A 25337-nucleotide genomic window follows, 5' to 3' on the forward strand; every position below is an offset into this window, starting at 1 on the left:
CGAACCCCGTCGAGGGCGCCCTCCCGGGCTCCGTCCCGTCCTCCGGAAACCGCCCGTTCCGACCCGGCTGCGGGCCCGTACGCGGAGCGGAGTACGGTGGACGTGATCAAGGAGTCCAACCGGGCGTCGCGGGCTGCGAGCAGCGGCCCAGACCGGGACAAGACGGAGACGTGTCCGCACCGGTACGGTTGGCCCCGATGAACACCAAGGCTGCTGAGGAGCTGCCGGCTGTCTCCGTGATCATGCCGGTGCTCAACGAGGAACGACACCTGCGGACGGCGGTCCGGCGCATCCTGGACCAGGAGTACCCCGGGCCGATGGAGGTGGTGATCGCCCTCGGTCCGTCCACCGACCGGACCGCGGAGATCGCGGCCGAACTGGTGGCGGAGGACCCGCGGGTACGGACCGTGCCGAATCCCACCGGTCGCACCCCCGCAGGGCTGAACGCCGCGATCCGCGGCTCGCGCCATCCGATAGTGGTGCGCGTGGACGGCCACGGGCTGCTCACCCCCGGCTACATCACCACCGCGGTCCGGCTGCTCGACGAGATGGACGCCGCCAACGTCGGCGGCATCATGCACGCCGAGGGCGAGACCGAGTGGGAGAACGCGGTCGCCGCCGCGATGACCTCCAAGATCGGTGTCGGCAACGCCGCCTTCCACACCGGCGGCCTGGCCGGCCCGGCGGACACCGTCTACCTCGGGGTGTTCCGGCGCGAGGTGCTGGAGAAGCTCGGCGGCTACAACGAGGAGTTCATCCGAGCCCAGGACTGGGAGCTCAACTACCGGATCCGCCAGGACGGCGGGCTGGTCTGGTTCACCCCGCAGCTCAAGGTGACCTACCGGCCCCGGCCGTCGGTGAAGGCGCTGGCCAAGCAGTACAAGGACTACGGCCGTTGGCGCCGGGTGGTCACCCGCTACCACCGCGGCTCGGTCAACCTCCGCTACCTGGCCCCGCCGACCGCCCTGCTGGCCGTCACCCTCGGGCTGGTGCTGGGCGTCGCCGTCCACCCGGCCCTCCTCGCGGTGCCCGGCGCGTACCTGCTGGGCATCCTCGGCGGCGGGCTGGTCGGCGGCCGCGGCCTGTCCTTCAAGGCCAGGGCGATGCTGCCGGTGGCGCTCGCCACCATGCACCTCAGCTGGGGCTTCGGCTTCCTCACCTCGCCCCGCTCACTGGCCCGCCGGGTGATAGGCAGTGTCGGGCCGGCTGCCAAGGACGTGCTCTCCAGGGCGAGTTGACGCCGACCCGGCAGGGTTTGTCCGACAATTCCCGCCGGGCGCGCGAATTGCCGGACAAGCCCTGACGGTCGAGCCCGCGCCGCTATCGTCGGTGCGCATGGCGACAGTTGAGGGCGGGCCCGGCGTGGCCCGGATCGAGCCGAGCGCGGACGTCGACGAACGGGCCGTCATCGGCGCGGGGACGACGGTCTGGCACCTCGCCCAGGTCCGCGAGGGCGCGGTGGTCGGCGCCGAGTGCGTGATCGGCCGCGGCGCCTACGTCGGCCCGGGCGTCCGGATCGGGGACCGGGTCAAACTGCAGAACCACGCGCTGGTGTACGAGCCCGCGCTGGTCGAGGACGGGGTGTTCATCGGCCCCGCCGCCGTCCTCACCAACGACCGCCACCCCCGCGCGGTGACCCCCGACGGTCGGCCCAAGCGTCAACAGGACTGGCGCGCCGAAGGGGTGACGCTCCGTCAGGGCTGTTCGATCGGCGGCCGGGTGGTCCTGGTCGCCGGGGTGACGGTCGGCCGCTGGGCGCTGGTCGCGGCCGGCGCGGTGGTCCACCGGGACGTCCCGGACTTCGCCTTGGCCGCCGGCGTCCCGGCCCGCCGGATCGGCTGGGTCGGCCGCGCCGGCGAGCCGCTGCAACCCGTCGGCGACGGCCGCTGGCGCTGCCCCCGCACCGGCGAGCACTACCGGGAGACGGACGGCACCCTCGCTCCGGAGTAGGGCCCAGGGCCCCTAGCTACTTGGCGCACGCATCGGTGTCGTCCGCCTGCACCCGCTGGAGGTCCTTCGGCGCCTCGGTCGGGGCCGCCGCCGGAGCGGCGAGGACGTCCTTGCCGAGCACCAGCACCAGCGGGCCCTTCGGATCCGCCTTCGGGTCCGGCCGGACGGCGTCGCCCGGCAGGCCGAGCGCGGCGGCCAGGGCGGCGGCCGCGGCGTCCTGCCCGGTCGGGAAGGACACCGTGGTGGTCGCGGTGACGGGCGCGTCGGGGGCGGGGGTGGCCTTGGCGAAACCCTTGGTGCGGAGCTTTTCCACGGTGGGCCCCGACTGCCCGCGCGTCCCGCTGCCGTTGCGCACCGTCACCCGGACGTCCTTGGGGTCCACCGTCGGGGCGGCGGCGGTCGGGGTCGCCGGTGCGGTCTCCGGTGCGGCCGTGGCGGCGTCGGCGGGGGCGGCGGTCTCGGTCAGCGAGCGGTCGCCCGCGACCATCGAGAACAGCTGCCCGGCGTCCGGCTGCTTGAGCACCAGCCGGTCCTTGTCCTTGGGGTCGTCCAGGACCGGCACGGTGGCGAAGGTGATGTTCTTGGTGTCCACCTTGCTGAGGTCCAGCGCGAGGTCCTTGAGCTTGTCGACGCTGCCGATCCCGGAGTCCACGGTGAGCGCCTTGGTGGCGGCGTCGGCGAGCTTGTAGAGCTTGCTCGGGCTGGTCAGGGTGTCGTCGCTCTTGATCTTGCGGATCATCGAGCTGATGAACTGCTGCTGGAGCGGGATGCGGGTGAGGTCGCCGCCGAAGCCGACGGCGTGCCGGGTGCGGACGAAGGCCAGCGCCTCGTCGCCCTGGACCACGTGTCGGCCCTTGCTCATCTTCAGGTGCGAGTCCTTGTCGTTGATGTCCTTGGCCGCGCAGACCTCGACCCCGCCGACGGCGCTGGACAGCGTCTTCACCGCCTCGAAGTTGACCTGCACGAAGTGGTCGACCCGAATCCCGGTCATCTTCTCGACGGTCTTCCAGGTGCAGCCCGGGTCGCGCCCCTCCTGGCCGAGGCTGTTGTTGAACATGTCCCGCGCGGAGCCGGGGATCTTCTTGCCGCTGCCGCTCTGGCACTCCGGGATCGGCACCATCAGGTCGCGCGGGATGCTGATCGCGGTCGCGTTGGAGCGGTCCTTGGAGATGTGGAACAGCAGCGTGGTGTCGGCGTGCCCGACGTTGCCCTCGTTGCCGTACTCGCGGCCGAGGCCCTGCCGGCTGTCGGTGCCCAGCACCAGGATGTTGAGCGCGTCCCCGGCGGCCTTGGGCCGTTCCTCCTCGTTGCCCAGCTGGACCTTGACGGAGGTCAGGTTGCTGTTGAAGTGCTGGTACAGGTAGTACGCCCCGCCGCAGCCCGCGACCATCACCAGGGCACCGGCCCCGGCGGTCCACTTGAGCGCCCGGCGGCGCCGGGTCCGCTTGGCGGCGGCGGCCGCCCGCCGCCGGGAGTCGCGGCGGCCCGGCCCGGGGACGTCGGCGGTCCCGGTCCCGGCCGACTCGGTGGCCGGCGTCTCCCCGGGGGCTCTCCGGTCGGCCGTCCGGCGGCGCTGCCCGGGGATGCCGGCGGCCGGGTCGAGGCGGTACTGGCCGGTTTCCGGGTCGCGCGTCCACTGGTCGGCGGGATCGACCTCCGGTTTGTCCTGCTGCACGGGGGTTCCCTACCTCCGACCGGTCACGACTCCGGCTCGCCCGTTCGGCGGGCCGATCCGGACACACTAGACGAGCCGAACGGCTGAATCGTTCCGGTGTGATCTGCGCCATGTCCAGGTAATGGCCGGGTAAAGTCCCCTGGGTGTGCGGGATTTCCGGAAAACCCGCGCCGACCTGCGGCGCAGCCGCGATCAGTGCTGCGCGCAGGCGTCCACGTCGGCCGTGCGTCCCTCGAAGGTGGGCGAGGCGTCCACCGAAGGTGACGCCTTCGCCGGAGCCCCCGCAGCTCCCACGGCCCCGGCCGCCCCGTCCGACCCCGCACCCGCACCCGCCGCCACCGGACTTGGACTTGGACTCGGGCTCGCGCCCGCCGCCACCGGGTTCGGGCTCGCGCCCGCCCCGACACCGACGCCCGCCCCGACACCGACGCCCGCCCCGGCGACGGCGCCCGGCGACGGCGCCGAACCGGGCGGCCGGACGGCGACCGACCGGTCGTCCCGCAGCGCGGTGAACAACTGGGTGGTCTGCGGCTGCACGAACTCGTCCCGGTCCGAGTCGTACCGGTACGGGCGGCGCGGCGCGGTCAGGAGCACCACGTCCGCCGAGGGGATGTCCCGCAGGTCCTGGGTGAGGTCGTACAGCGCCCCGAGCGAGGACAGCCCGCCGTCCGCCTTGACCGAGGAGGTGGCCGCGTCCAGCACCGGCCACAGCCGCGCCGGGTTCAGCAGCACGCCCTGCGACTGCACCTTGCGGATCAGCGCGGCCAGGAACTGCTGCTGACGGCCCATCCGCTGGGTGTCGCTGCCGTCGCCCAGGCTCTCCCGGGCCCGGACGTAGCCGAGTGCCTGCTCGCCGTGCAGGGTCTGCCGCCCGGCGGGCAGGTCGAGTCTGGCGTCCTTGTCGTGGATCGCCTGCGGGACGCACACCTCGACCCCGCCGATCGCGTTCACCATCGTCTTGAAGCCGTTGAAGTCGAGGATCACGTAGTGGTCGATCCGGATGCCGCTGAGCTGCTCGACGGCGCGGATCGAGCAGGCCGCGCCGCCCATCTCGAACGCCCAGTTGAACTGCATCAGCCCGGCCTTGCTGCGGGTGCCGTCGGGCTTCTCGCAGGCGGGGACGGTGACCATGACGTCGCGCGGGATGGAGACCGCCGTCGCGTGCTTCCGGTCGGCGGCCAGGTGCAGCAGGATCGTGGTGTCCGAGCGCTGGGTGCCCGGCTCGCCGCCGTACGAGGAGTTGGTGCCGGAGCGGTCGTCGCTGCCGATCAGCAGGATGTTCTCGGAGCCCTTGGCCCCGGCGGTCCGGCTCGGCCGCTCGGCCTCCAGCCGGGCGAGCAGTCGGTCGGTGGCCGAGTCGGTGCGGATGTTGCCGTCCAGCGTGCGGTAGGCGATCCAGAGCAGTGCCCCGGTGGCGACCAGCAGGAACGCGACGACGCCGGCGGTGATCATCAGCCACCGCCGGCGCCGACGCGGGCGTCCGGGTTCGGAAGGGTGCGCATCCGTCGGGGGCGGGTCGGTCGGGGGGTGCGCGGTGTCGTCCTCGGCCATGGCAGGGATCCCTACCCGCCCGGCCCGACCCGGGGGTTACCCGAGGCGCAGTGTCACCCGTTCGGATTCGGTCCGCTTCTCCCACTGCTCGGGGTCGAGCCCCTGCGAGTTGCGGCACAGCACCACCGAGGCGCCGGCCGCCAGCGGCGCCAGCAGACCGGCCTCCAGGCCGGTCCAGTCGTCGAACGAGAAGGTGGACAGCACCCGGTCGCCGGGCTTCAGTCCGAGCCGGGCGGCCCCCTCCCGGGCCAGCGCGACGGTCTGCTCGCCGGTCAGCTTCAGCGGCAGCCCGTCCACGGCGGTCTCCAGCGCGTGGCCGTCCGGGGCGACGGGCGAGTACGGCGCGAAGCGGTCGCCCTGGCCGGGCACCTCGGCGGCGTAGTCGAGGAAGCCGTCGGGGCGCTGCGGGAAGCGTCCGCCGAGCGGGCGCAGGGCCAGGGCCACCCGCTCGCCCTCGCAGGCGTTGGCGGCCGCCAGTCCGTCCGGGCCGCTGACCACCAGGTCGGCGGCGGCCGGGTCGCCGCCGGGCACCACCGCCACCCCGACCGACCAGCAGGCCAGCAGCCAGACGGCGCTCTGCCAGTGGGCGGGGAGCAGCAGTACGGCCCGGTCGCCCGGGCCGGCGTTCAACTCGTCCTGGAGGAGGTTGGCCGTCTTGGCCACCCAGTTGTCGAAGGTCCGGGCGGACAGTTCCACCCGTTCACCGGTGGCGTCGTCGTAGAAGGTGACCAGCGGGGCCGCGGGATCGACCGTGGACGTGCCGCCTCGCAGATATGCGTGCAGCAGTTCGACGGGGGTGCGGGCATCGGCAGCGAAATGCGCAGTCATGGTGCGCCCCAGCCTACGGCCTTCGAGTGGGCCGTCGGGAGGGGTGGCGGACCGGGCGCGAGGCGACGTGGCGAGTGGCCCGATTTGCCGCCACCATCCGGTTTATGCGCCTTTCCCTCCCGGCCGCCGTGCTCGCCGGCTGCACCGTCGCCCTGCTCCTCCAGCCCGCCGCCACCGCCGGCCCGGCCGACCCCGACGGCGTCCGGCGCCGCGGCTCCGCCGGCGGCGGGTCGGTCACCTCGCTGCCGCTCGGCCCCGGCCCGGCCCTGGCGCCGCGCACCACCCGGCTGTTCGAACTCCTCGGCGTCGGCTGGGACGGCCCGGCGGACGCGCTGGCCGGCGGCGCCGTCCGGGTCCGCACCCGGGACGCGGCCACCGGCCGCTGGGGCGACTGGCACGACCTGGAGGCCGACACCGAGGACGGCCCCGACCTCGCCCCGCGCGGCGCCACCGCGCCCCTGTGGACCGGCCGCAGCGACGGCGTCGCCGTCGAGGTGCGCCCCGGCCCCGCCGGGCCCCCGCCTGGCCTGCGGCTCGACCTGGTCGACCCAGGCCAGGGCGCGCCCGCGCCCGCCGCCCGGGTCCTGCCCCGCCGCCCCGCCGACGGCCACCAGGCCCCGCGCCCCGCCATCGTCACCCGGGCCGGCTGGGGCGCGGACGAGTCCCTGCGCGACCAGACCTTCGAGTACACCGGCCCGGTCCACGAGGTGTTCGTCCACCACACCGCCACCGCCACCGACTACGCCTGCTCCGACGCCCCCCGGGTGATCAGGTCGATCTACCAGTACCACGTTCAGAGCAGCGGCTGGCGGGACATCGGCTACAACTTCCTGGTCGACCGCTGCGGCACCGTCTACGAGGGCCGGGCCGGCGGCGTCGACCAGCCCGTCCACGGCGCCCACACCCTCGGCTTCAACACCGACTCGGCCGGCGTCGCCGCCATCGGCACCTACGTCGGCGACGCCCCGCCCCAGCCCCTCCTGGACGGCCTCGCCGCCATCGCCGGCTGGAAGCTCGGTCTCACCGGCCACCCAGCCGACGGCCGCACCAAGCTCACCTCCGCCTCCGACGCCAGCCGCTACCCCAAGGGCACCGTCGTCGACTTCGACGCCGTCTCCGGCCACCGTGACGCCTTCAACACCGAGTGCCCCGGCAACGCCCTCTACGCCCGGCTCCCCGCCCTCCGCACGGCCGCGGCCCACCTCCAGACCCCCTGACGCACCCCACCGCACCGCCCTACGCCGGCCCCGGCCCCCGCCCGACCAGCCCCCGCAGCTCCGCCGTCAACGCCGCCGCCAGATCCGGCCGGAGGTCGTAGCGCGCCGGCGTGTTCTGCAGCAGCCCGATCCGCCAGCCCGCCCCGGCGTTCACCGCGATCACCGTCTGCACCGCGTTGAGCGCCGGGTCCAGGTCCTCCGCGGCGTCCGGCACCAGCCCCGCGACGGCGTCCAGTTGCGCCACCCCGGGCCCCAGCGCGCGGACCCGGCGCACCCTGGCCACGTACTCCGGCGTCGCGTGGTCGGCGAAGAGCCGCCCCAGTTCGGCGGCGATCACCGACCGCCCGCAGTGCCGGGTGCCGTCGAAGCCGATCACCTCCCCGTCCTCGGCGAACGGCCCGGCGAAGGCCGAACCGTCCTGCTGGTTCCACCCCTCCAGCGCCCGGTGGTACAGCGCCCGCACCGCGTTCTCGTCCCCGGAGGACAGCTCCGGCAGCCGCGTATCGTTCATATCCCCATGGTCGACGAAGGCGGTGGAGCCGGACAGCGGAGGAGGTGCGCGGCGGTGACGGGCGAGTCGGTACGGCGTTGGCGGCCGGGTTTCCCGCTGGACGTCGCCCGGACGCTGCTGCCGCTGCGCCGGGGCCCCGCCGACCCGGCGTACCGCACCACCGGCGACGGCGCGCTCTGGCGGGCGTCCCGGACCCCGGCCGGGATCGGCACGCTGCGGGTGCTGGCGCGACCGGCGGCCGGCGAGGTGGAGGCGACCGCCTGGGGCCCGGGTGCGACGTGGCTGCTGGAGCGGCTGCCGGTGCTGCTGGGCGCGCAGGACGACCCGGAGGCCCTGGTGCTGCCGCCCGGACCGCTGCGGGACGCCCAGCGCCGCACCGCCGCGGTCCGCCTCACCCGCACCGGGCTGGTCCTGGAGTCCCTCGTCCCGGCGATCCTGGAACAGAAGGTGACCACCGACGAGGCCTACCGCGCCTGGCGCACCCTGCTACGGGACTTCGGCACCGCGGCGCCGGGCCCGGCCGAGGGCATGCGGGTGGCGCCGTCGGCCCGGGAGTGGGCGCTGGTGCCGAGCTGGGAGTGGCACCGCGCGGGGGTGGACCCGAAGCGCTCGGCGACGGTCATGCGCGCCGTCCGGCTGGCGCCCCGGCTGGAGGAGGCCGCCGCGATGAACCACGCCGAGGCCTTCGCCCGGCTCACCGCCGTCCCGGGGGTCGGCCCCTGGACGGCCGCCGAGACCCTGCAGCGCAGCAACGGCGACCCGGACGCGGTCTCGGTCGGCGACTTCCACCTGCCCAACCTGGTCGGCTGGGCCCTGGCCGGCCGCCCCCGCAGCGACGACGCCCAGATGCTCGCCCTGCTGGAGCCCTACCGCCCGCACCGCCACCGCCTCTGCCGCCTCCTGCTGGCGACCACCCCCCACGCCCCCCGCTACGGCCCCCGCCTCACCCCCAACGACCACCGGCGGCGATGAACTACGCCGTAGTACACTGCCTCGCATGGAAGCAACCATGCGGGAGCTGAACCAGCAGACGGCCAGGGTGATAGGAGCCGTCGAGCGGGGCGAGACCGTCACCGTCACCAAGGACGGCAGGCATGTGGCCACCATCCTGCCGCCGAGCCTGGCCGCACCCGTCTACCCCTTCCGGACCGATCCGATGGGGGAGGAGCTCGACGACATGCCGGTCATCCCCGGCGGCGGCGGGCGCATTCTGGCCGACCTCGACCAGCACATGGAAGGATTCGGCAGGTGACCGACGTCGCGGTGGTCGGTGACACCGGCGCCCTGCTCGCCGCATACGCCGGTGAGGAACCCGACCACGACGCCTGCCTGAAGGCCTTGCGTACGGTCGGCCATCTGGTCATCTCGCCGCTGGTGCTGGCCGAGCTGGACTACCTCGCGCACCGGACACTCGGAGCCGCGATGGCGATGCGCGTTCTGGACGACATCATCGACCGATGTGCGATCGGCCGCTTCGAGGTGCCCGAGGTGGGTGCGCACCTTGCCACCGCGCGGGCGGTCATGCGGCAGTACCCGGACCTGGACATCGGCCTGACGGACGCCATCAACGTCGCGCTGGCCGCGGAGTTCAGGACCGACGCCGTGCTGACCGTCGACCGTCGCCACTTCCGTGCGATCAGGCCGCTGACCAACCACAAGGCCTTCCGGCTGCTGCCGGACGACCTCGACGGCTGATCCTCACCGCACCTCGATGAAGGTGTCGGCGCCGCGGTCCGGGCGTTCGCGCCTCACCCCCGACGACCACCGGCGGCGATGAACCGGAAGCGCTGTGCGGTGTACACGCCGATGTGTACGCTTGATGCATGACTGACGCACTGAGCATCCGGGAACTGCGTGCGAACCTCGCCGAGGTGGTCACCCAGGCCGAGGCCGGCGAGATCACCGTGATCACTCGGAAGGGCGAGCGGGTCGGAGCGGTCGTGCCGATCGAGATCCTCGATGCCATCGAGGATGCCGCCGACGAACTGCTCGCCCGTGAGGCCGAGCAGCACCGGAACGATCCCACCGTGACCATGGCCGAGCTCCTGGCCGACCTGTTCGACTCGCCCAAGGACTCCTCCGGGAGCGCTGCGTGAAGTACGCGTTCCGCTTCACCTCGCACGCCAGGCGCCAGCTGCGTGACATCAGCCAGGTCGATGCGATGCGGATCCTCACCGCACTCACTGTTCTCGGCGAGGACCCTTACGCCGATGGCCCGGATGTCAAGAAGCTGGCGGGTCACGACGGCCTCTACCGCCTCCGCGTCGGCGTCTACCGTGTGGCCTACGAGATCCACGACGGCGTGCTGGTGATCCTCGTGGTGGCCGTTGGCAATCGCCGCGAGATCTATCGCGGTCTCTGAACCGCTACCGCACCTCGATGAAGGTGTCGGCGCTGCGGTCCGGGCGTTCGCGCGGGGGTTCGGCGGGGCGGCCGACGGCGATGGCGCCCATCGGGTCCCAGCCGTCCGGGAGGTCGAGGGCCGCGCGGACGGTGTCGCGGCAGAACATGGTGGACGACACCCAGGCGGAGCCGTAGCCCTCGCCGGTGAGGGCGACCAGGAGGTTCTGCACGGCGGCGCCGGCGGCGACGGTGAACATCTCCCGTTCGGCGGCGGCGCGCCGCTGGTCGGGGTAGTGGTGCGAGCCGTCCATGACGAGGCAGGGCACCACCAGGTAGGGCGCCTCGCGCAGGACGTCGCCGCGGGCGGTGCGGCGGGCGATCCGGGCGTCGTCCCAGCCGTCGAGTTCGCGCAGGTCGCGCTGCCAGGCGGCGAGCATCGCGTCGAGCAGCCGGGTGCGGGCCTGCGCCGTCTCCAGCAGGACGAACCGCCACGGCGTGGTGTGGTGCGGGGCGGGCGCGGTGACGGCGGCGGCGACGGCGCGGCGCACGGCGCCGGGGTCGACCGGGGTGTCGGTGAAGGAGCGGACGGTGCGCCGCAGGGTGACGGCCTGGCGCAGCGCCTCGGAGGTGCCGAGCCGGAACATGTCGTCGACGGCGGAGCGGACCAGCGGCCGGGTGCCGTCGCCGTCCTCGGCGGTGACGAGGTGGCTGAGCCCGCGGACGACGGCGACCGGCACGCCGCTGGTCTTGCCCTTCACCAGGTCGGCGGCGGCGGCGAGTTCGTCGGCGGTGGCGGTGACGGTGAGCGCCAGCTCGTTGCCGTGGCTGTCGGTGCGCCCGCGGTGGTCCTCCAGCACGGACAGCCCGGCGGCGCCGATGGCGACGTCGGTGAGCCCGGTGCGCCAGGGCCGGCCGAAGGTGTCGGTGACGACGACGGCGAGCCGGCGGCCGGTGAGCTGCTGGAGCCGCCCGCGCAGGGCGCGGGCGGAGGCGTCCGGGTCCTCGGGCAGCAGCAGGACGGTGCCGGGGGCGGTGTTGGAGGCGTCGACGCCGGCGGCGGCCATGACGAAGCCGTTGCGGTTCTCGACGATCCGGGCGTGGCCGCGCCGGGCGACCACCCGGACGGTCTCGGCCTCGATCGCGGCCTCGCGGTCGGCGGCGTGCAGCAGCCGGCCCTCGGCCTTGCTGACGATCTTCGAGGTGACGATCAGGATGTCGCCGTCCTGGTACTCGCCGGCCTTGGCGAGCAGCGCGGCGAGGTCGGTCCCGGCGTCGATCTCCGGCAGCCCTTCGACCGGCAGGATCTGCAGGCTCATGCGCCCGCCCCGCTGCGCCCGCGCCCGCTCACTTGCGCACCTGCTCGGCGAGGGCGAGGGCGGCCCGGGCCATCTCGGCGGTGGCCTCGACGTCGGTCATCAGCAGCGGGACGGCCCGGCAGGCGATCCCGGCGGCTTCGACGGCGGCGACCGAGGCCTGGTCGGCGGTGTCGACGAGCCAGCCGTCGATGAGTGCGGAGCCGTAGTTCAGTGCGACCGCCTCCGCGGTGGCCTCGACGCCGACGGCGGCGAGCACCTTGTCGGCCATGCCGCGCACCGGGGCGCCGCCGATGATCGGGGAGAGCCCGACGACGGGGGCGGGGGCGGCGGCGACGGCCTCCCGGATGCCGGGGACGGCGAGGATGGTGCCGATGGAGACGACCGGGTTGGACGGCGGGAAGAGGATGACGTCGGCGGCGGCGAGGGCCTCCAGGACGCCGGGCGCGGGCTTCGCGGTGTCGGCGCCGACCGGGATGATCGCCTCGGCGTCGACGGCGGCGTGCAGCCTGACCCAGTACTCCTGGAAGTGGATCGCCCGGGTGCCCTGCTCGTCGGTGATCCGCACGTGGGTCTCGACCCGGTCGTCGCTCATCGGCAGCAGCCGTACGCCGGGCTTCCAGCGCACGCACAGCGCCTCGGTGACCTGGCTGAGGCTGTAGCCGGCGGTGAGCATCTGGCTGCGGACGAGGTGGGTGGCGAAGTCGCGGTCGCCGAGCCCGAACCACTCGGGGCCGACGCCGTACTCCTTCATCTCGGCCTTGATCGACCAGGTCTCGTCGGTGCGGCCCCAGCCCTGCTCCTCGTGGATGCCGCCGCCGAGGGTGTACATCACGGTGTCGAGGTCGGGACAGACCTTGAGGCCGTAGAGGTGGATGTCGTCGCCGGTGTTGCCGATGACGGTGATCTCGTCCTGCGGTCCGACCGCCGCGAGGAGTCCGCGCAGGAAGCGCGCTCCGCCGATTCCGCCTGCCAGTGCCACGATGCGCATGGGTTCATCCTGCCACGGTCCGACTGCCCGTCAGCCCGGTCGCCGGCCCGGTCGCCGGCGGGTGCGACGGCGGGTGCGGCGGCGGGTGCGGCGGCCGGGCTGACGCGGGCGGGTGCTCAGTGTGCCTCGGCCTGGGCCTGCGGGTGCTGCTCGGGGACGGCGGTGCCGCCGTACTGGTTCATCTCGGTGAGGCCCGGGGTGTAGAGGTGGATGGAGACGGCGGGTTCGAGCGTGCCGTTGACCACCTCGTGGAGGTAGCCGGAGGAGAAGACCCGCTGCCCGCCGGGGCGCAGGGTGCGGGCTCCCTCGCCGGCGCGGGTGAGCGAGCGCTCGATCAGCTCGCCCTGGACGACGGTCATCACGCCGGAGGACTCGCCGTGGTCGTGGAAGCCGCTGCTCTGGCCGGGCAGCCAGCTGAGCAGCCAGACCTCGTAGCCGGGGCCGGTCTCCAGCCGGGCGTACCAGCGGGTGAGCGCGTCGTAGCGGACCAGGGGTTCCCAGCGGGCGCGGTCGGCGGCGATCTCGCGGATCAGCCGGGCGTGGCCGGCCACGGTGGTGGGGTGGCGGGGCAGGTCGGTGCGGGCCAGGTGCGGGAAGGCGAGCGGGTCGCCGGCGATGGAGACGTCGCTGAGGCCGTCGGTCCAGCCCCGGGCGGGCGCGGCGGGCACGGCGGGGGAGGGGTTTGGGCGGGCGAGTTTGTTGCGGTCGCGGTTCCGCTTGCGGATGCGGGTCATACGCACGGGAGTCGTCCTCGGAGTGGCGGCTGGTTCGTCGGGGATCAGCCGGATCCGGGATGTCCTGGGACGGGAATCGCGGGCGGCCTCTGTGCTTCCTGGGGGCGGCGCGCGGTGGGACGCGGGCGCCTAGATACAGCAGGAGCAGAGGCGACAACAAGAGTTCACGGCACGGCGGAGCGTGGAACCGCTCCGGGGGCTGGCGAACTCTGACATAGGGGAAAGGAGACCGCATCCGTGGGGCCGGTGTCAAACACAGGGATGCGGCATTCGAGAGGGTTACGCCAAGAAGTTGCCCGGATGGGGTGATAAATCACGCTCTATGTTTCGATGGGAAGATCGCCGGGAAGGCAGGGCGATGACCGGCCTGTGATGGTGACCGAGCGTCACTCGCCGAAGGGTTGTGGCTGGTTCGACGCCGTTCAGGGCTTTCGGATCGAAGGTCCAATGTGTCCGAATATGTACACTATTCGTAACGGCTTGGTGCCGGGGAGTGAATCCTCGCCCCAATACCAGAGCTCGGCTTGACTGAGCCAGAGTGACGCAACTGTAATTTCACTCGTGTCGTCGGCCGCACGAGGCAACGGCAACCACGGGGACGCCAAGTAGGGGCAGAGGAGGCGCGCCACATGAGCGAGCTCTTTGAGCTGTTGATCGGTGACGGCATCGCGGAGGAGGAAGAGGAACTCGGTTGGCAGGAGCGCGCGTTGTGCGCCCAGACCGACCCCGAGTCCTTCTTCCCCGAGAAGGGCGGCTCCACGCGCGAGGCCAAGAAGGTCTGCCTCGCCTGCGAGGTCCGTTCGGAATGCCTGGAGTACGCCCTCGCCAATGACGAGCGGTTCGGCATCTGGGGCGGACTCTCCGAGCGCGAGCGCCGTCGGCTCAAGAAGAGCGCGGTCTGACCGGGGCGGCCGCCGACCCCCGCTGACCCTTCGACAACCACACGGCAGTACGGGCGCCTCACCGCGGCGGTGGGGCGCTTTCGTGTTCCCTGTCGGCTCTTCACCGGTCCCGCACCGGCACCGCGGACGAAGCCGCCATCCGGAGCCGTTAGTGTGGTGCGCCATCCGGTTGCCGTTCACCGGCTGTGTCCACCGAGAACTGAGGCCCGCGCACTCGATGACCGTCTACAGCCACCAGAGCGGCTTCACCGCTGCCAGGCCGCCCGCCTACCCGCGCCACCTGGTCACCGCGGTGATCGTCTCGCACGACGGGGCCCGCTGGCTGCCGCAGGCCCTCGCCGGCCTGCTCGGCCAGGACCGCCAGGTCCAGCGGGTGCTCGCGGTCGACACCGGTTCCACCGACAACTCTCCGCAACTGCTCGCGGACACCCTCGCCGACTGGCTGCCCGAGAGCGGCCCGCTGCTCCTCGGCCGCCGGGCCGGCTTCGGCACCGCCGTCGCCGAGGCCGTCTTCGGCAGCCCGCCGCTGCGCCCGGAGGACCTGCCGTACCGGCTCGACCCCTCCGGCTACGACCCGGTCACCGGCGGCTGGGACGACTTCGGCGACCCGCTCGCCCAGGAGGACGACCTCGGCCGCGGCGGCCCGCGCGAGACCCAGCCCGTCGAATGGCTCTGGCTGCTGCACGACGACTGCGAGCCGCAGACCGACGCGCTGCGCCGGCTGCTCCAGGTCGCCGACTCCACCCCCAGCGCCGCCGTGGTCGGCCCCAAGCTGCGCAGCTGGTACGACCGCCGCCAGCTGCTGGAGGTCGGCGTCACCATCGCCCGCTCCGGCCGCCGCTGGACCGGCCTCGACCGCCGCGAGCAGGACCAGGGCCAGCATGACCAGGTCCGCCCGGTGCTCGCCGTCTCCAGCGCCGGCATGCTGGTGCGCCGCGACGTCTTCGAGGAACTCGGCGGCTTCGACAAGGCGCTGCCGCTGATGCGCGACGACGCCGACTTCTGCTGGCGGGTCAACGCCGCCGGCCACCGCGTGGTGGTCGCCCCTGACGCCGTGCTGCGGCACGCCGAGGCGGCCAGCCGCGAGCGCCGCGCCATCGACTGCGGCCCCGCCCACCCGCACCGGGTGGACAAGGCCGGCGCCGTCTACACCCTGCTCGCCAACTGCAAGGGCGCGCTCTTCCCTTACGTCCTGCTGCGGCTGGTGCTCGGCACCCTGCTGCGGGCCGTCACCAACCTGCTCGGCAAGGACCCGCGCCAGGCCTTCGACGAGCTCACCGGCCTCGGCCACGAACTCGTCCGCTTCCCCCGGCTGCTGGCCGCGCGCAAGCAGCGCGCCCGCACCCGGGCCGCCGACGCCCTGGACGACCGCACGCTCTTCCCGCCGCCCGGCGCCACCGCCCGGCTCGCCGTCGAGGGCGTGATCGGCTCCCTCGGCATAGGGGGAGGGGACGACACCGGCCGGCACGGCACGGTCGAGGCCGGGCCGGGCGGCGAGGACGACGAGGACCTGGTCGTCGAGCAGTTCACGCTGATCAAGAAGCTGGCCCGGCGTCCGGCGCCGGTGCTGTTCGCGGCCCTGCTGGTGTTCGCCCTGATCGCCTGCCGCGGCCTGTTCGGCAGCGGCGAGCTGTTCGGCGGCGCCCTGCTGCCGGCCACCGACGGCGCCGGCGGCCTCTGGTCGATGTACGCGGACGCCTGGCACCCGATCGGCACCGGCTCCGCCGCCGCCGCGCCGCCGTACCTCGGCGTGCTCGCGGTGCTGTCCTGGGTGCTGTTCGACCACGCCGACCTCGCGCTCACCCTGCTGGTCATGCTCACCGTGCCGCTGTCCGCGGTCAGCGCCTACCTGGTGTCCCGGCCGCTGCTGGACTCCAAGCTCGTCCGGGCCTGGGCCAGCGCCGCCTACGCGCTGCTGCCCGCCGCGACCGGCGCGCTCGCCCAGGGCCGGATCGGCACCGCCGTCCTCGCCGTGCTGCTGCCGCCGCTGGCCCGCGCCGCCGCGATCGCGGCCGGTCTCGGCATCCGCGACGAGAGCGCCGCCAAGGGCGCCCGCCCGGGGTGGCGGCCGGTCTGGATGACCGTCCTGCTGCTCACCCTGGCCACCTCCTTCGTGCCGTTGACCTGGGCGCTCGCCCTGCCGCTGTGCCTGGCGACGCTGGTCGTCGCGGTGGTCCGCGGCGGTGCCTTCGGCTCGGGCGGCGCCGCGCTGCGCCTGCTCGGCCTGCGCGTCCTGGTGATCCTCGCGCTGCCCGTCCTGGTGCTGGCGCCGTGGTCGCTGTCGGTGCTGGCGCACCCGCAGTGGCTGCTGCTGGAGGCCGGCCTGCCCGGCCTGCACGGCACCGGTGCGAGCGCGGCCGGCCTGCTGCTGGTCAACCCGGGCGGCGCCGGGGTGCCGCCGGTCTGGCTGTCGGCCGGCGTGGTGCTCGCCGCGCTCGCCGCGCTGCTGCGCGCCGACCGCCGCCGTGCGGTGCTGTCCGCCTGGGGTGCGGCCGGTGCGGGTCTGGTCTTCGCGGTCGCGGTGGCGGGCACCTCCGTCACCCCGGCCTCCGGCGGCCCGGCGGTGCCCGCCTGGGCCGGTCCGGCCTCGCTGATCGCCGGGATCGCCCTGCTGGCGGCCGCCGCGATCGGTGCCGACGGCGCCAACGCCCGCGTGGCGGGGATCGCCTTCGGCTGGCGCCAGCCGGTGGCCGCGCTGGTGGTGGCCGCCGCGGTGCTGGCCCCGCTGGGCACCGGCCTGTGGTGGGCGCTCACCGGCGCCGGCAAGCCGCTGCACCGGGCCCAGGCCGGCCAGGTGCCCGCGTTCATCGCGGAGGAGGCCGGCACCACCGACCGCTCCCGCACCCTGGTCGTCACCGGCGACCCGGGCGGCGGCGCGGTCCGCTACACCGTGGTCCGCGGCGCGGGCCTGACGCTCGGCCAGGCCGAGTCCACCGTCGACCCGTCGACCGGCACCCAGGACGGCCTGAACAAGATGGTCGGCAGCCTGCTGGCCGGTTCCGGCGCCGACCAGGCCGGTGCGCTCTCCGGCTACGGCATCGCCTACGTGCTGGTCCAGCAGTCGGTGATCGGCACCTACAAGGACGTCCTGGACACCACCCCCGGCCTGGTGAAGGCCAACCAGGACGGCGACTCCGCGCTCTGGCAGGTCACCGGCGCCCCCGCCGTCCGCGCGGTGATCACCGCTCCGGGCGCCGCCCCGGTGGTCGTCCCGGCCGGGGCCCGCGACCTCACCGCCACCGTCCCGGCCGGCCCGGACGGCCGGGTGCTGCGGCTCGCCGAGTCCGCCGCCCCCGAGTGGAAGGCCACCGTGGGCGGCACCGCGCTGGAGTCCGTCACGGTCGACGGCTGGGCGCAGGGCTTCAAGCTCCCGGCCGGCGGCGGCAAGCTGACCGTCACCCGGGAGGACGGCTTCGCGCACACCGGCTGGATCTGGGCCCAGGTGCTGCTCGGCCTGACCATCCTGGTGCTGGCCCTGCCCGGACGCCGCAGCCACAAGGACGACGACCTGCCCGAGGAAGTGGTGGCCGCCGCCGCGCTGGCCGCCGCGGCCCAGGCGCAGGCGCCCGCCCCCGGCAGCCGCCGGGCCCGCCGGATGGCCGAGCGCGGCGAGGGCGGCGAGGACGGCGGGGTGTACGAGGGCCCGCCGGGCGCGATCCCGGCGCAGCCGGCCGGCGAGCCGATGGCCGAGGCGGTCCAGGCGGCCGCCGCCGTCCAGGAGACCGAGCCGTACGCCGACCCGTACCAGACGTACCAGCAGGCCGACCCGTACAGCTACGACCAGTACGCGGCCCAGCAGCCGGTGGCCGCGCCGTACGGCGGCCAGGGGTACGACGGCCAGGGCTACGAGGGCTACCAGCCGCAGGCGTACCCGCAGCAGGGCTACGAGCAGCAGCCGTACCCGCAGGAGCAGCAGTACGGCTACGAGCAGCAGCCCTACCAGCAGACGGAGCACCAGCAGCCGTGGGTGCCGGGGCAGCCGCAGGCCGAGCCCTACTACGACCCCAACGACCCGAACGACCCCAACGGCACGGGCCGGTACCCGCACCAGCACGGATCGGGGAGCTGACCCGCGATGAAGAAGCCCGCATTCAGGAAGAAGTCCGCGCCCGAGGCCGTCGAGCCGACGGAGGCCGCAGAGGCCGTCGAGGCCGGGCAGTCCGGGCCCGCCCCGGCCCAGGCGCCGGAGCCCGCGGCCTCCGCCCGGCCGGCCGGGCGGTCCGGGGGCACCAGGACCACGCAGTCCCTGCTGGCCGCGGCCGTCGTGCTCGCGGCGGTGTTTGGGATCGCCGAGACGCGCCCGCCGGCCGCCCCCGCCAAGGCGGACGGCGGCGTCGCCCCGACCACCGCGCAGGTCGAGCGCACGGCGGCGGTCTGCCCGCAGCCGCTCCAGGGCCTGACCGGCTCGACCACGCTCACCGCCTACACCCCCGACGGGTCGGGCGGACCCTCCTCCTGGGCCGGCTGGCTCTCCGACGCCGCCGCGCCCGCGACCCCGCCGACCACCGCCCCCTCCGCCCCGGCGTCCGGCGCCCCCGCCGCGCCGTCCGGCTCGGCCGCCCCGGCCGCCCCGGACAAGGGCGCCGCGCCCGCCGACGCCCGGCTGACCCTGGCCAAGCCCGGCGCCCCGGCCACCGGCCCGGCCGCCAACGGCGACACCGCGCCCGGCACCGGGGCCGTCGCCACCGGAGCCCTCGCCCCCGGCTTCACCGTCACCCAGACCACCGTGGTCACCGAGCAGCGCGGCCTCGGCCTGTCCGGCCTCACCTGCACCCCCGCCGGGACAAGCTTCTGGTTCGCCGGGGCCAGCACGGCCGGCGACCGGGTCGACTACGTCAGCCTGGTGAACACCGAGTCCTCCGCCGCCGTGGTCGACATCAAGCTGTACGGCGACAAGGGCCTGATCGAGAACGACGCCGCCAACGGCATCACCGTCGCCCCCGGCAGCTCCCAGTCCGTGCTGCTGCCGACGATCAGCAAGGGCGCGGTCAACGACCTCGCCGTGCACGTGGTCGCCCGCAGCGGGCGGGTCGGTGCCGCGCTGCACGCCGCCGACGGTGCCAAGGGCGCCGACTGGATCCCGGCCTCGGCCGAGCCGGCGGCCACCCAGGTGCTGCCCGGCCTGCCCGCCGACACCTCCGCCGCCCACCTGGTGGTCTGGGCGCCGCCGGAGGACGACGCCGACCTGAAGATCCAGCTGTCCGGCAAGAACGGCTGGTTCACCCCGGCCGGCAACGAGTCCATCCACATCAAGGCGGGCATGGTGGCCGCCGTCGACCTCGGCAAGGTCACCCGAGACGAGGTCGCCGGGCTGCGGCTGTCGCCCACCGACGACAAGCACCCGACCCGGGTCGTGGCCGGCCTGCGGGTCGACCGGGCCGGGGGCGGCGGCAAGAGCGACGCGGCCTGGCTCACCGGTACCGGCCCGGTCGGGGCCCGCGCCACGGTCGCCGACAACCGGGCCGGCGCGTCCACGCTGTTCCTGACCTCCGCCGGCGACGCCGCCACCGTCCGGGTCACCGCCTCGGCCGGCAGCGGCGGCGGCACCCCGGTGAGCAAGGACGTCCAGCTGCCGGCCGGCGGCACGGTCGCCCTCCCGGCGCCCGAGCCCGGTGGGCTGAACGGCAGCTTCGCGCTCACCGTCGAGACCGTCTCCGGCGGCCCGGTGATGGCCGCCCGGATGCTCTCGCTGCCCGCCAAGGACGTGCCGATGTTCACCATCCAGGCGCTGCGCGACGACCACAGCACCGTCAGGGTCCCGCAGGCCGGCCAGGATCCGGGCGTCGTCCTGCGCTGACCGACCGGATGGGGCGGTACCCGGCAGGCCCGGGTACCGCCCCGTCCGCGTGCTCAGTCCTCGTCGTAGCGCGGGTCGATGGCGTCCGGGGACAGTCCCAGCAGCTCTGCCACCTGCTCGATCAGGATCTCGTGCACCAGCGCCGCGCGGTCCTCCCGGGTCTTCGCCCGGATCTCCACCGGCCGCCGGTACACCACGATCTGGCTCTTGCGCCCCTGCTTGCCCGGCAACACCCGCCCCAGCGGCACGCCGTCCTCGCCGTCGGCCGCGTCGGGCTCGTGCAGCGGCACCTCCTGGACGGCGAACTCCACTTCGATCAGCTGCGGCCAGCGCCGTTCAAGACGCTCCACCGATTCGCGCACGTAGTCGTCGAACAGTTCGGAGCGGGTGAGCGAGATCGGCACCTGGGGCGGCGCCAGCGGGCCGCGCAGCCCCCTGCCGTGCCGGTCGCGATGCCGGGGACGGCGCGAGGGTCCCGTCGATGACTGCGGTGCAGAGCTGTCCATATCACTGCCGAGGGTAGTCCTTGGACGGTCGGAAGTGGACTACTCCGACGGGGAAACGCCCGAGGCGGCGGAGGCGTGGACCGGCGTGCGGACCGCGACACGGCACACCCGCCGGACAGGCGGTCTTCGCTCCCCGGCGAGGAGTGCGGTACCGTCCACCCTCGTGAGCTCTGTACGTCGTTGTTCGCGGACCGCGTGCGGCCGGCCGGCCGTCGCGACGCTGACGTACGTCTACGCGGACTCCACCGCTGTCCTGGGCCCGCTCGCCACCTACGCCGAGCCGCACTGCTACGACCTGTGCGCCGAGCACGCCGAGCGCCTCACCGCCCCGCGCGGCTGGGAGGTCGTCCGGCTGGCCGCCGAGGCCGGGCCGCTGCGCCGCAGCAGCGACGACCTGGAGGCCCTCGCCAACGCCGTCCGCGAGGCCGCCCGGCCGCAGACCCCCCGTCAGGGCCGCGGGTCCGAGGGCGAGTCCACCGAGGGCGGCCGCCGCGGCCACCTGCGCGTCCTGCGCTCGCCGGACAACTGACGCCGCACAGCCGACGCCGTACCCCGCCCGGGCCTGCACCGGGCGTTCGTCCGACTTGGGTACGCTGCCCGTCTACCGTCACCGCGGACCGTCGACCGAACGGGCGGTGACCCCGACGTATCGTGACCGTGGGCGGCCAGCCGCCGATCACACGCACACCGACCAGTACAGAGACCAGGGTGGAGCCGCAGTGCGCGACCTCAAGCAGCTCGTGAAGGCCTACGACGTCCGAGGCGTCGTCCCGGACCAGTGGGACGAGCACCTGTCCCGGGCCTTCGGCGCCGCGTTCGTGCAGGTCACCGGCGCGTCCGCGATCGTCGTCGGCCACGACATGCGCCCCTCCTCCCCGTCGCTCACCCGGGCGTTCGCCGAGGGCGCCGCCGCCTACGGTGCCGACGTGGTCCAGATCGGCCTCTGCTCGACCGACCAGCTCTACTACGCCAGCGGCAAGCTCGACCTGCCCGGCGCGATGTTCACCGCCAGCCACAACCCGGCCCAGTACAACGGCATCAAGCTGTGCCGGGCCGGCGCCGCCCCGGTCGGCCAGGACACCGGCCTCTCCGAGATCCGCGAGCTGGTCGAGTCCTGGACGGGCGAGGACGACACCGTCACCGTCCCGGCCAAGGACGTCAAGCCCGGTGCGCTGTCCGAGCAGGACACCCTGCGCGGCTACGCCGACCACCTGCTGGGCCTGGTCGACCTCACCGCGATCCGCCCGCTCAAGGTCGTCGTGGACGCGGGCAACGGCATGGGCGGCCACACCGTGCCGACCGTCTTCGACGGCCTGCCGATCGAGCTCGTCCCGATGTACTTCGAGCTGGACGGGACCTTCCCCAACCACGAGGCCAACCCGCTCGACCCGAAGAACATCGTCGACCTCCAGGCCAAGGTCCGCGAGGTCGGCGCCGACCTCGGCCTGGCCTTCGACGGGGACGCCGACCGCTGCTTCGTCGTCGACGAGCGCGGCGAGCCGGTCTCCCCGTCCGCCATCACCGCCCTGGTCGCCGCCCGCGAGATCGCCCGCGCCCAGGCCGCCGGCGAGGCCGAGCCGACCGTCATCCACAACCTGATCACCTCCTGGACCGTCCCCGAGGTGGTCCGCGAGCTCGGCGCCAACCCGGTGCGCACCCGGGTCGGCCACTCCTTCATCAAGCAGGAGATGGCCGTCACCGACGCCGTCTTCGGCGGCGAGCACTCCGCGCACTACTACTTCCGCGACTTCTGGCGCGCCGACACCGGCATGCTGGCCGCGCTGCACGTGCTGGCCGCGCTCGGCGGGCAGCCCGGCACGCTGTCCGCGCTCACCGCCGAGTACGACCGCTACGCCGCCTCCGGCGAGATCAACAGCACCGTCGCCGACCAGGCCGCCAGCACCGCCGCCGTCCGCGCCGCCTACGCCGGCCTGGAGGGCACCACCGTCGACGAGCTGGACGGCCTCACCGTGGCCGGCCCTGACTGGTGGTTCAACCTGCGCGCCTCCAACACCGAGCCGCTGCTGCGCCTGAACGCTGAGGCCAAGGACCCGGCGAAGATGGCCGAGCTGCGCGACGGCGTGCTCGCCATCGTCCGCGCCTGACCGAGGCCTCCTGTGCCCCGGCCGGTAGGGTTGCCTATCGGCCGGGGCACCGCCGTGCCACCCCCCGACTTTTGGAGAGCCCCATGAAGCTCGAATCCTTCCTGCTGGAGATCCTGGTCTGCCCGCAGTGCCGGGCCGCGCTCACCGAGGGCGGCACCGAGGAGCAGCCCGAGCTGCTCTGCACCGGCGCGGACTGCGGCCTCGCGTACCCGGTCCGGGACGGCATTCCGGTCCTGCTGGTGGACGAGGCCCGCCGCCCGGCCTGATCCTTGGGGCGAAGCCCCCACCCCGCCAGCCCAGCGCGCACAGGACAGCAGCCGGAGGCCCGCCGCATGCTCGACGACACCCTGCTCGACGACCCGGCCGCCCTGCAGCGCGCCGACCGCGACCGCGCCCTGCTGGCCCTGGCCGGCGCCGGCGCGCGGGTCCGCACCGCGCTGCGGCTGGCCGACGCGGCCGGCCTGGACCGGCTGCGCCCGGACGGCCGCCCGCGCGCCGTCCTGGTCGCGGGCCACGGCAGCGCCCTGACGGCGGGCGAGATCCTGACCGCGCTGGCCGGCCACGCCGGCCTGATCACCACGCTGCCGCCGACCGAGGCGGCCGCCCCGCGCGCCGACCGGGCCGGCGCGCCGCCCGCCTTCACCGCCGGGCTCGGCTGGCAACTGCCCGGCTGGGCCGGCCCGCTGGACCTCCTGGTGGTCAGCTCCGCCGACGGCGGCGAACCGGGCCTGGTCGGCCTCGCCGAGCAGGCCTACGCGCGCGGCTGCGCGATCGTGGTCACCGCCCCGGCGGGCAGCCCGCTGGCCGAGGCCGCGCTGCAGGTGCGCGCGCTGCCGCTGCCGTACGTGGCCTCCGCGCTGCCCGAGGACGAGGCGCCCGCCGGCCCGGCCGCCGAGCCGGACCTCCCCGCCGAGGACCCGGCCGCGCTGTGGTCCCACCTCGCCCCGCTGCTCGCGCTCGCCCAGAAGATCGGCATCACCCAGCTGCCGTACGACGCGCTGCCGGCCGTCGCCGACCTGCTGGACGCGACCGCCGTCCGCTGCCGCCCCGACGCCGCCGCGTACACCAACCCGGCCAAGGGCCTGGCCGCCCGGCTGGCCGGGACGGTCCCGCTGCTGTGGGCCGAGGGCCCGATCGCCGGGGCCGTCGCCACCCGCTTCGCCGCCCAGCTCGCCGAACGGGCCGGCCGCCCGGCGCTGGCCGGGCCGCTGCCGCAGGTGCTCACCGCCCACCGCGGCATGTTCACCGGCCAGTTGGGCGCGGGCGCGGACCCGGACGACTTCTTCCGCGACCGGGTCGACGAGCCGGATCCGCTGCACCTCCAGGTCCTGCTGCTGCGGCACGTCCCGGGGGCGCCCGGTGCCCAGTCCGGTGTCCGTCCCGGCGGCGCGCCCGAGGAGCAGGGCGGGCCGGCCGAGGTGCCGGAGGACGACGCGGGCCCGCGCAGCTTCGGCGTCACCCGCGCGCACCGGCTGGCCGGCGCCCACGACGTCCGGCTGACCGAGTACGCGACCAGCCGGCCGGACCCGCTGCACGCGCTCGCCGACCTGGTCGCGCTGACCGACTTCGCCGCCGTCTACCTCGGGCTCGCCGCCGCGCAGTCCTGAGCCGCGCAGTCCTGAGCCGCGCCGCACGGCCGGTACGGTAAGCGCTCGACGGAGCAGCGCGACCAGCCATTGCGGCGGAGGGACCCGAAGCATGAGTACAGAAGGCGGCACCAAGGCACTGGTCGCGGCACTGTCCGCGAACCTGGCGATCGCGGTGGCCAAGTTCACCGCCTTCGGCTTCACCGGCTCCTCGTCGATGCTGGCCGAGGGCGTGCACTCGGTCGCCGACTCGGGCAACCAGGTGCTGCTGCTGATCGGCGGCAAGCGGGCGCGCCGGGAGGCGGACGAGGAGCACCCGTTCGGGTACGGCCGCGAGCGCTATGTCTACGGCTTCCTGGTGGCGATCGTCCTCTTCAGCGTCGGCGGCCTGTTCGCGATCTACGAGGGCTGGCACAAGGTCAACCACCCGGAGAAGCTGGACTCCTGGGGCTGGGCGGTCGGTGTGCTGCTCTTCGCCGTCGCGATGGAGGGCTGGTCCTTCCTCACCGCGATGCGCGAGTCGGCGAAGGCCAAGGGCGGCCAGGGCTGGGTGCAGTTCATCCGCACCGCCAAGGCCCCGGAGCTGCCGGTGGTGCTGCTGGAGGACGCCGGCGCGCTGATCGGCCTGGTGCTCGCGCTGCTCGGCGTCTCGCTCACCGTGGTCACCGGCGACGGCGTCTGGGACGGCGTCGGCACCCTGGGCATCGGCGTCCTGCTGGTGGTGATCGCGGTGGTGCTCGCCCTGGAGACCAAGTCGCTGCTGCTCGGCGAGTCCGCCGACCGGGATTCGGTGCGCCGGATCCGCGAGGCGCTGGTGGACGGCGAGGCCGTCACCGGCGTGATCCACATGCGCACCCTGCACCTGGGGCCGGAGGAACTGCTGGTCGCCGCCAAGATCGCGGTCAACGCGGAGGACAGCGCCGCCCGCGTCGCGCAGGCGATCGACGCGGCGGAGGAGCGGGTCCGGGCCGTCGTCCCGATCGCGCGGGCGATCTACCTGGAGCCCGACGTCTACAGCGCCGAGAAGGCCGCCGCGGGCGAGGACCCGGCGGCCACCCCCGGCGGGCCCGGGCCCGGCGCCTCGCACTGACCGGCGCCGGGCCGCCCCTGGCCGGGGCCGGCCGGGGGCAGACCAGGGGGGCGGCTGGGATCCGCTTGAGGACCCGTCCGGTCCGAGGCCGAAATCGCTCATCGGCGGACGGCCGGTGGGGCCGCCGGTGTAGATTCGTCACCAGAGCCAGAACGTCGCTGCTGATGGCGGTTGATCGGCGGTCTGCCCCTGTGGGGTGTGCCCCGGTCGAGGGAGAGAGGTCCTCCGACGGTTTGTG

At 74.5% G+C, this 25337-nt stretch carries 24 protein-coding genes; 16 read left to right on the top strand and 8 right to left on the bottom strand.

Annotation, left to right across the window (positions count from 1 at the left end):
* The first annotated feature begins 197 nt into the window (after positions 1-197).
* A complete protein-coding gene (locus tag ACFVHI_RS27340; RefSeq protein WP_063349120.1) occupies positions 198-1238 on the top strand; it encodes a glycosyltransferase family 2 protein in 1041 nt (346 codons plus the stop codon).
* Between the two features lie 97 nt (positions 1239-1335).
* Complete coding sequence (locus tag ACFVHI_RS27345; RefSeq protein WP_380343707.1) at positions 1336-1950, top strand: DapH/DapD/GlmU-related protein; 615 nt, start codon at positions 1336-1338, stop codon at positions 1948-1950.
* Positions 1951-1966: 16 nt separating this feature from the next.
* Here ACFVHI_RS27345 and ACFVHI_RS27350 read toward each other — a convergent pair whose 3' ends face one another.
* The 3 genes from ACFVHI_RS27350 to ACFVHI_RS27360 all read right to left on the bottom strand — a co-directional run bounded on the left by ACFVHI_RS27350 (position 1967) and on the right by ACFVHI_RS27360 (position 6004).
* Positions 1967-3625 (bottom strand): LCP family protein, encoded by a 1659-nt coding sequence (locus ACFVHI_RS27350; protein ID WP_380343710.1) that lies wholly within the window; start codon positions 3623-3625, stop codon positions 1967-1969.
* A gap of 192 nt (positions 3626-3817) precedes the next feature.
* Positions 3818-5176, bottom strand: coding sequence for an LCP family protein (locus tag ACFVHI_RS27355; RefSeq protein ID WP_380343713.1), 1359 nt, complete (start codon positions 5174-5176; stop codon positions 3818-3820).
* A 36-nt stretch (positions 5177-5212) separates the two neighbouring features.
* Entirely contained in the window at positions 5213-6004 is a 792-nt protein-coding gene (locus ACFVHI_RS27360; RefSeq protein ID WP_380343716.1) for a TIGR03089 family protein, read from the bottom strand.
* A gap of 104 nt (positions 6005-6108) precedes the next feature.
* Here ACFVHI_RS27360 and ACFVHI_RS27365 point away from each other — a divergent pair, with 104 nt between their 5' ends.
* Positions 6109-7221 carry a peptidoglycan recognition protein gene (locus ACFVHI_RS27365; RefSeq protein ID WP_380343718.1) on the top strand — a complete coding sequence of 371 codons (1113 nt, stop codon included), beginning with the start codon at positions 6109-6111 and terminating at the stop codon, positions 7219-7221.
* Positions 7222-7240: 19 nt separating this feature from the next.
* On the opposite strand, the gene ACFVHI_RS27370 is transcribed toward ACFVHI_RS27365, so the two are convergent.
* Entirely contained in the window at positions 7241-7732 is a 492-nt protein-coding gene (locus ACFVHI_RS27370; protein ID WP_063349126.1) for an SgcJ/EcaC family oxidoreductase, read from the bottom strand.
* Between the two features lie 6 nt (positions 7733-7738).
* On the opposite strand from ACFVHI_RS27370, the gene ACFVHI_RS27375 reads away from it, so the two are divergent.
* The 5 genes from ACFVHI_RS27375 (at position 7739) to ACFVHI_RS27395 (ending at position 10094) form a co-directional block, all read left to right on the top strand.
* Positions 7739-8704, top strand: a complete 966-nt coding sequence (locus tag ACFVHI_RS27375; RefSeq protein ID WP_380343721.1) for a DNA-3-methyladenine glycosylase family protein — start codon at positions 7739-7741, stop codon at positions 8702-8704.
* Positions 8705-8729: 25 nt separating this feature from the next.
* Positions 8730-8984, top strand: a complete 255-nt coding sequence (locus tag ACFVHI_RS27380; RefSeq protein WP_063349128.1) for a type II toxin-antitoxin system Phd/YefM family antitoxin — start codon at positions 8730-8732, stop codon at positions 8982-8984.
* Positions 8981-9427, top strand: a complete 447-nt coding sequence (locus ACFVHI_RS27385; RefSeq protein WP_063349129.1) for a PIN domain-containing protein — start codon at positions 8981-8983, stop codon at positions 9425-9427. Before ACFVHI_RS27380 ends, ACFVHI_RS27385 begins: the two co-directional genes overlap by 4 nt.
* Before the next feature lie 128 nt (positions 9428-9555).
* Positions 9556-9828, top strand: coding sequence for a type II toxin-antitoxin system Phd/YefM family antitoxin (locus tag ACFVHI_RS27390; protein ID WP_063349130.1), 273 nt, complete (start codon positions 9556-9558; stop codon positions 9826-9828).
* On the top strand, positions 9825-10094 hold the full coding sequence (locus tag ACFVHI_RS27395) for a type II toxin-antitoxin system RelE/ParE family toxin (protein ID WP_063349131.1): 270 nt from the start codon (positions 9825-9827) through the stop codon (positions 10092-10094). Before ACFVHI_RS27390 ends, ACFVHI_RS27395 begins: the two co-directional genes overlap by 4 nt.
* 4 nt (positions 10095-10098) lie before the next feature.
* On the opposite strand, the gene ACFVHI_RS27400 is transcribed toward ACFVHI_RS27395, so the two are convergent.
* The 3 genes from ACFVHI_RS27400 to ACFVHI_RS27410 all read right to left on the bottom strand — a co-directional run bounded on the left by ACFVHI_RS27400 (position 10099) and on the right by ACFVHI_RS27410 (position 13113).
* Positions 10099-11391: a coenzyme F420-0:L-glutamate ligase gene (locus ACFVHI_RS27400; protein WP_380343726.1), complete on the bottom strand. Its 1293-nt coding sequence runs from the start codon at positions 11389-11391 to the stop codon at positions 10099-10101.
* Between the two features lie 28 nt (positions 11392-11419).
* Positions 11420-12379, bottom strand: coding sequence for a 2-phospho-L-lactate transferase (gene cofD / locus ACFVHI_RS27405; protein ID WP_363377420.1), 960 nt, complete (start codon positions 12377-12379; stop codon positions 11420-11422).
* Between the two features lie 116 nt (positions 12380-12495).
* Complete coding sequence (locus ACFVHI_RS27410; protein WP_380343753.1) at positions 12496-13113, bottom strand: cysteine dioxygenase; 618 nt, start codon at positions 13111-13113, stop codon at positions 12496-12498.
* Positions 13114-13742: 629 nt separating this feature from the next.
* Here ACFVHI_RS27410 and ACFVHI_RS27415 point away from each other — a divergent pair.
* The 3 genes from ACFVHI_RS27415 (at position 13743) to ACFVHI_RS27425 (ending at position 19812) form a co-directional block, all read left to right on the top strand.
* The gene (locus ACFVHI_RS27415; protein ID WP_063349134.1) at positions 13743-14015 is read left to right on the top strand and encodes a WhiB family transcriptional regulator; all 273 of its coding nucleotides are present in this window, start codon (positions 13743-13745) and stop codon (positions 14013-14015) included.
* A gap of 217 nt (positions 14016-14232) precedes the next feature.
* Entirely contained in the window at positions 14233-18084 is a 3852-nt protein-coding gene (locus tag ACFVHI_RS27420; RefSeq protein ID WP_380343730.1) for a glycosyltransferase family 2 protein, read from the top strand.
* Between the two features lie 6 nt (positions 18085-18090).
* On the top strand, positions 18091-19812 hold the full coding sequence (locus ACFVHI_RS27425; RefSeq protein WP_380343733.1) for a DUF5719 family protein: 1722 nt from the start codon (positions 18091-18093) through the stop codon (positions 19810-19812).
* 53 nt (positions 19813-19865) lie between these two features.
* Here the strand turns inward: ACFVHI_RS27425 and ACFVHI_RS27430 are convergent, their stop codons facing one another.
* A complete protein-coding gene (locus ACFVHI_RS27430) occupies positions 19866-20318 on the bottom strand; it encodes a metallopeptidase family protein (protein ID WP_079135840.1) in 453 nt (150 codons plus the stop codon).
* 85 nt (positions 20319-20403) lie between these two features.
* Here ACFVHI_RS27430 and ACFVHI_RS27435 point away from each other — a divergent pair, with 85 nt between their 5' ends.
* The 5 genes from ACFVHI_RS27435 to ACFVHI_RS27455 all read left to right on the top strand — a co-directional run bounded on the left by ACFVHI_RS27435 (position 20404) and on the right by ACFVHI_RS27455 (position 25099).
* Complete coding sequence (locus ACFVHI_RS27435; protein ID WP_079136306.1) at positions 20404-20847, top strand: DUF3499 domain-containing protein; 444 nt, start codon at positions 20404-20406, stop codon at positions 20845-20847.
* A 190-nt stretch (positions 20848-21037) separates the two neighbouring features.
* A complete protein-coding gene (locus ACFVHI_RS27440) occupies positions 21038-22423 on the top strand; it encodes a phosphomannomutase/phosphoglucomutase (protein WP_063349137.1) in 1386 nt (461 codons plus the stop codon).
* 83 nt (positions 22424-22506) lie between these two features.
* Positions 22507-22689, top strand: a complete 183-nt coding sequence (locus ACFVHI_RS27445) for a Trm112 family protein (protein ID WP_063349138.1) — start codon at positions 22507-22509, stop codon at positions 22687-22689.
* Between the two features lie 66 nt (positions 22690-22755).
* The gene (locus ACFVHI_RS27450; protein WP_380343738.1) at positions 22756-24030 is read left to right on the top strand and encodes an SIS domain-containing protein; all 1275 of its coding nucleotides are present in this window, start codon (positions 22756-22758) and stop codon (positions 24028-24030) included.
* Positions 24031-24121: 91 nt separating this feature from the next.
* Positions 24122-25099, top strand: a complete 978-nt coding sequence (locus tag ACFVHI_RS27455) for a cation diffusion facilitator family transporter (RefSeq protein WP_063349140.1) — start codon at positions 24122-24124, stop codon at positions 25097-25099.
* The last annotated feature ends 238 nt before the right edge of the window (positions 25100-25337 follow it).

This window comes from Kitasatospora sp. NPDC127121 (genome assembly GCF_042677305.1).
GTDB lineage: Bacteria > Actinomycetota > Actinomycetes > Streptomycetales > Streptomycetaceae > Kitasatospora.

Bases quoted from the DNA above. Each gene is read 5' to 3' on its own strand.
- ACFVHI_RS27400 (WP_380343726.1), bottom strand. From the start codon at position 11,391: ATGAGCCTGCAGATCCTGCCGGTCGAAGGGCTGCCGGAGATCGACGCC.
- ACFVHI_RS27430 (WP_079135840.1), bottom strand. From the start codon at position 20,318: ATGGACAGCTCTGCACCGCAGTCATCGACGGGACCCTCGCGCCGTCCC.
- ACFVHI_RS27415 (WP_063349134.1), top strand. From the start codon at position 13,743: ATGAGCGAGCTCTTTGAGCTGTTGATCGGTGACGGCATCGCGGAGGAG.
- ACFVHI_RS27420 (WP_380343730.1), top strand. From the start codon at position 14,233: ATGACCGTCTACAGCCACCAGAGCGGCTTCACCGCTGCCAGGCCGCCC.
- ACFVHI_RS27445 (WP_063349138.1), top strand. From the start codon at position 22,507: ATGAAGCTCGAATCCTTCCTGCTGGAGATCCTGGTCTGCCCGCAGTGC.
- cofD (WP_363377420.1), bottom strand. From the start codon at position 12,379: ATGCGCATCGTGGCACTGGCAGGCGGAATCGGCGGAGCGCGCTTCCTG.
- ACFVHI_RS27365 (WP_380343718.1), top strand. From the start codon at position 6,109: ATGCGCCTTTCCCTCCCGGCCGCCGTGCTCGCCGGCTGCACCGTCGCC.
- ACFVHI_RS27425 (WP_380343733.1), top strand. From the start codon at position 18,091: ATGAAGAAGCCCGCATTCAGGAAGAAGTCCGCGCCCGAGGCCGTCGAG.
- ACFVHI_RS27455 (WP_063349140.1), top strand. From the start codon at position 24,122: ATGAGTACAGAAGGCGGCACCAAGGCACTGGTCGCGGCACTGTCCGCG.
- ACFVHI_RS27360 (WP_380343716.1), bottom strand. From the start codon at position 6,004: ATGACTGCGCATTTCGCTGCCGATGCCCGCACCCCCGTCGAACTGCTG.
- ACFVHI_RS27340 (WP_063349120.1), top strand. From the start codon at position 198: ATGAACACCAAGGCTGCTGAGGAGCTGCCGGCTGTCTCCGTGATCATG.
- ACFVHI_RS27450 (WP_380343738.1), top strand. From the start codon at position 22,756: ATGCTCGACGACACCCTGCTCGACGACCCGGCCGCCCTGCAGCGCGCC.
- ACFVHI_RS27410 (WP_380343753.1), bottom strand. From the start codon at position 13,113: ATGACCCGCATCCGCAAGCGGAACCGCGACCGCAACAAACTCGCCCGC.
- ACFVHI_RS27345 (WP_380343707.1), top strand. From the start codon at position 1,336: ATGGCGACAGTTGAGGGCGGGCCCGGCGTGGCCCGGATCGAGCCGAGC.
- ACFVHI_RS27355 (WP_380343713.1), bottom strand. From the start codon at position 5,176: ATGGCCGAGGACGACACCGCGCACCCCCCGACCGACCCGCCCCCGACG.
- ACFVHI_RS27380 (WP_063349128.1), top strand. From the start codon at position 8,730: ATGGAAGCAACCATGCGGGAGCTGAACCAGCAGACGGCCAGGGTGATA.
- ACFVHI_RS27370 (WP_063349126.1), bottom strand. From the start codon at position 7,732: ATGAACGATACGCGGCTGCCGGAGCTGTCCTCCGGGGACGAGAACGCG.
- ACFVHI_RS27375 (WP_380343721.1), top strand. From the start codon at position 7,739: ATGGTCGACGAAGGCGGTGGAGCCGGACAGCGGAGGAGGTGCGCGGCG.
- ACFVHI_RS27390 (WP_063349130.1), top strand. From the start codon at position 9,556: ATGACTGACGCACTGAGCATCCGGGAACTGCGTGCGAACCTCGCCGAG.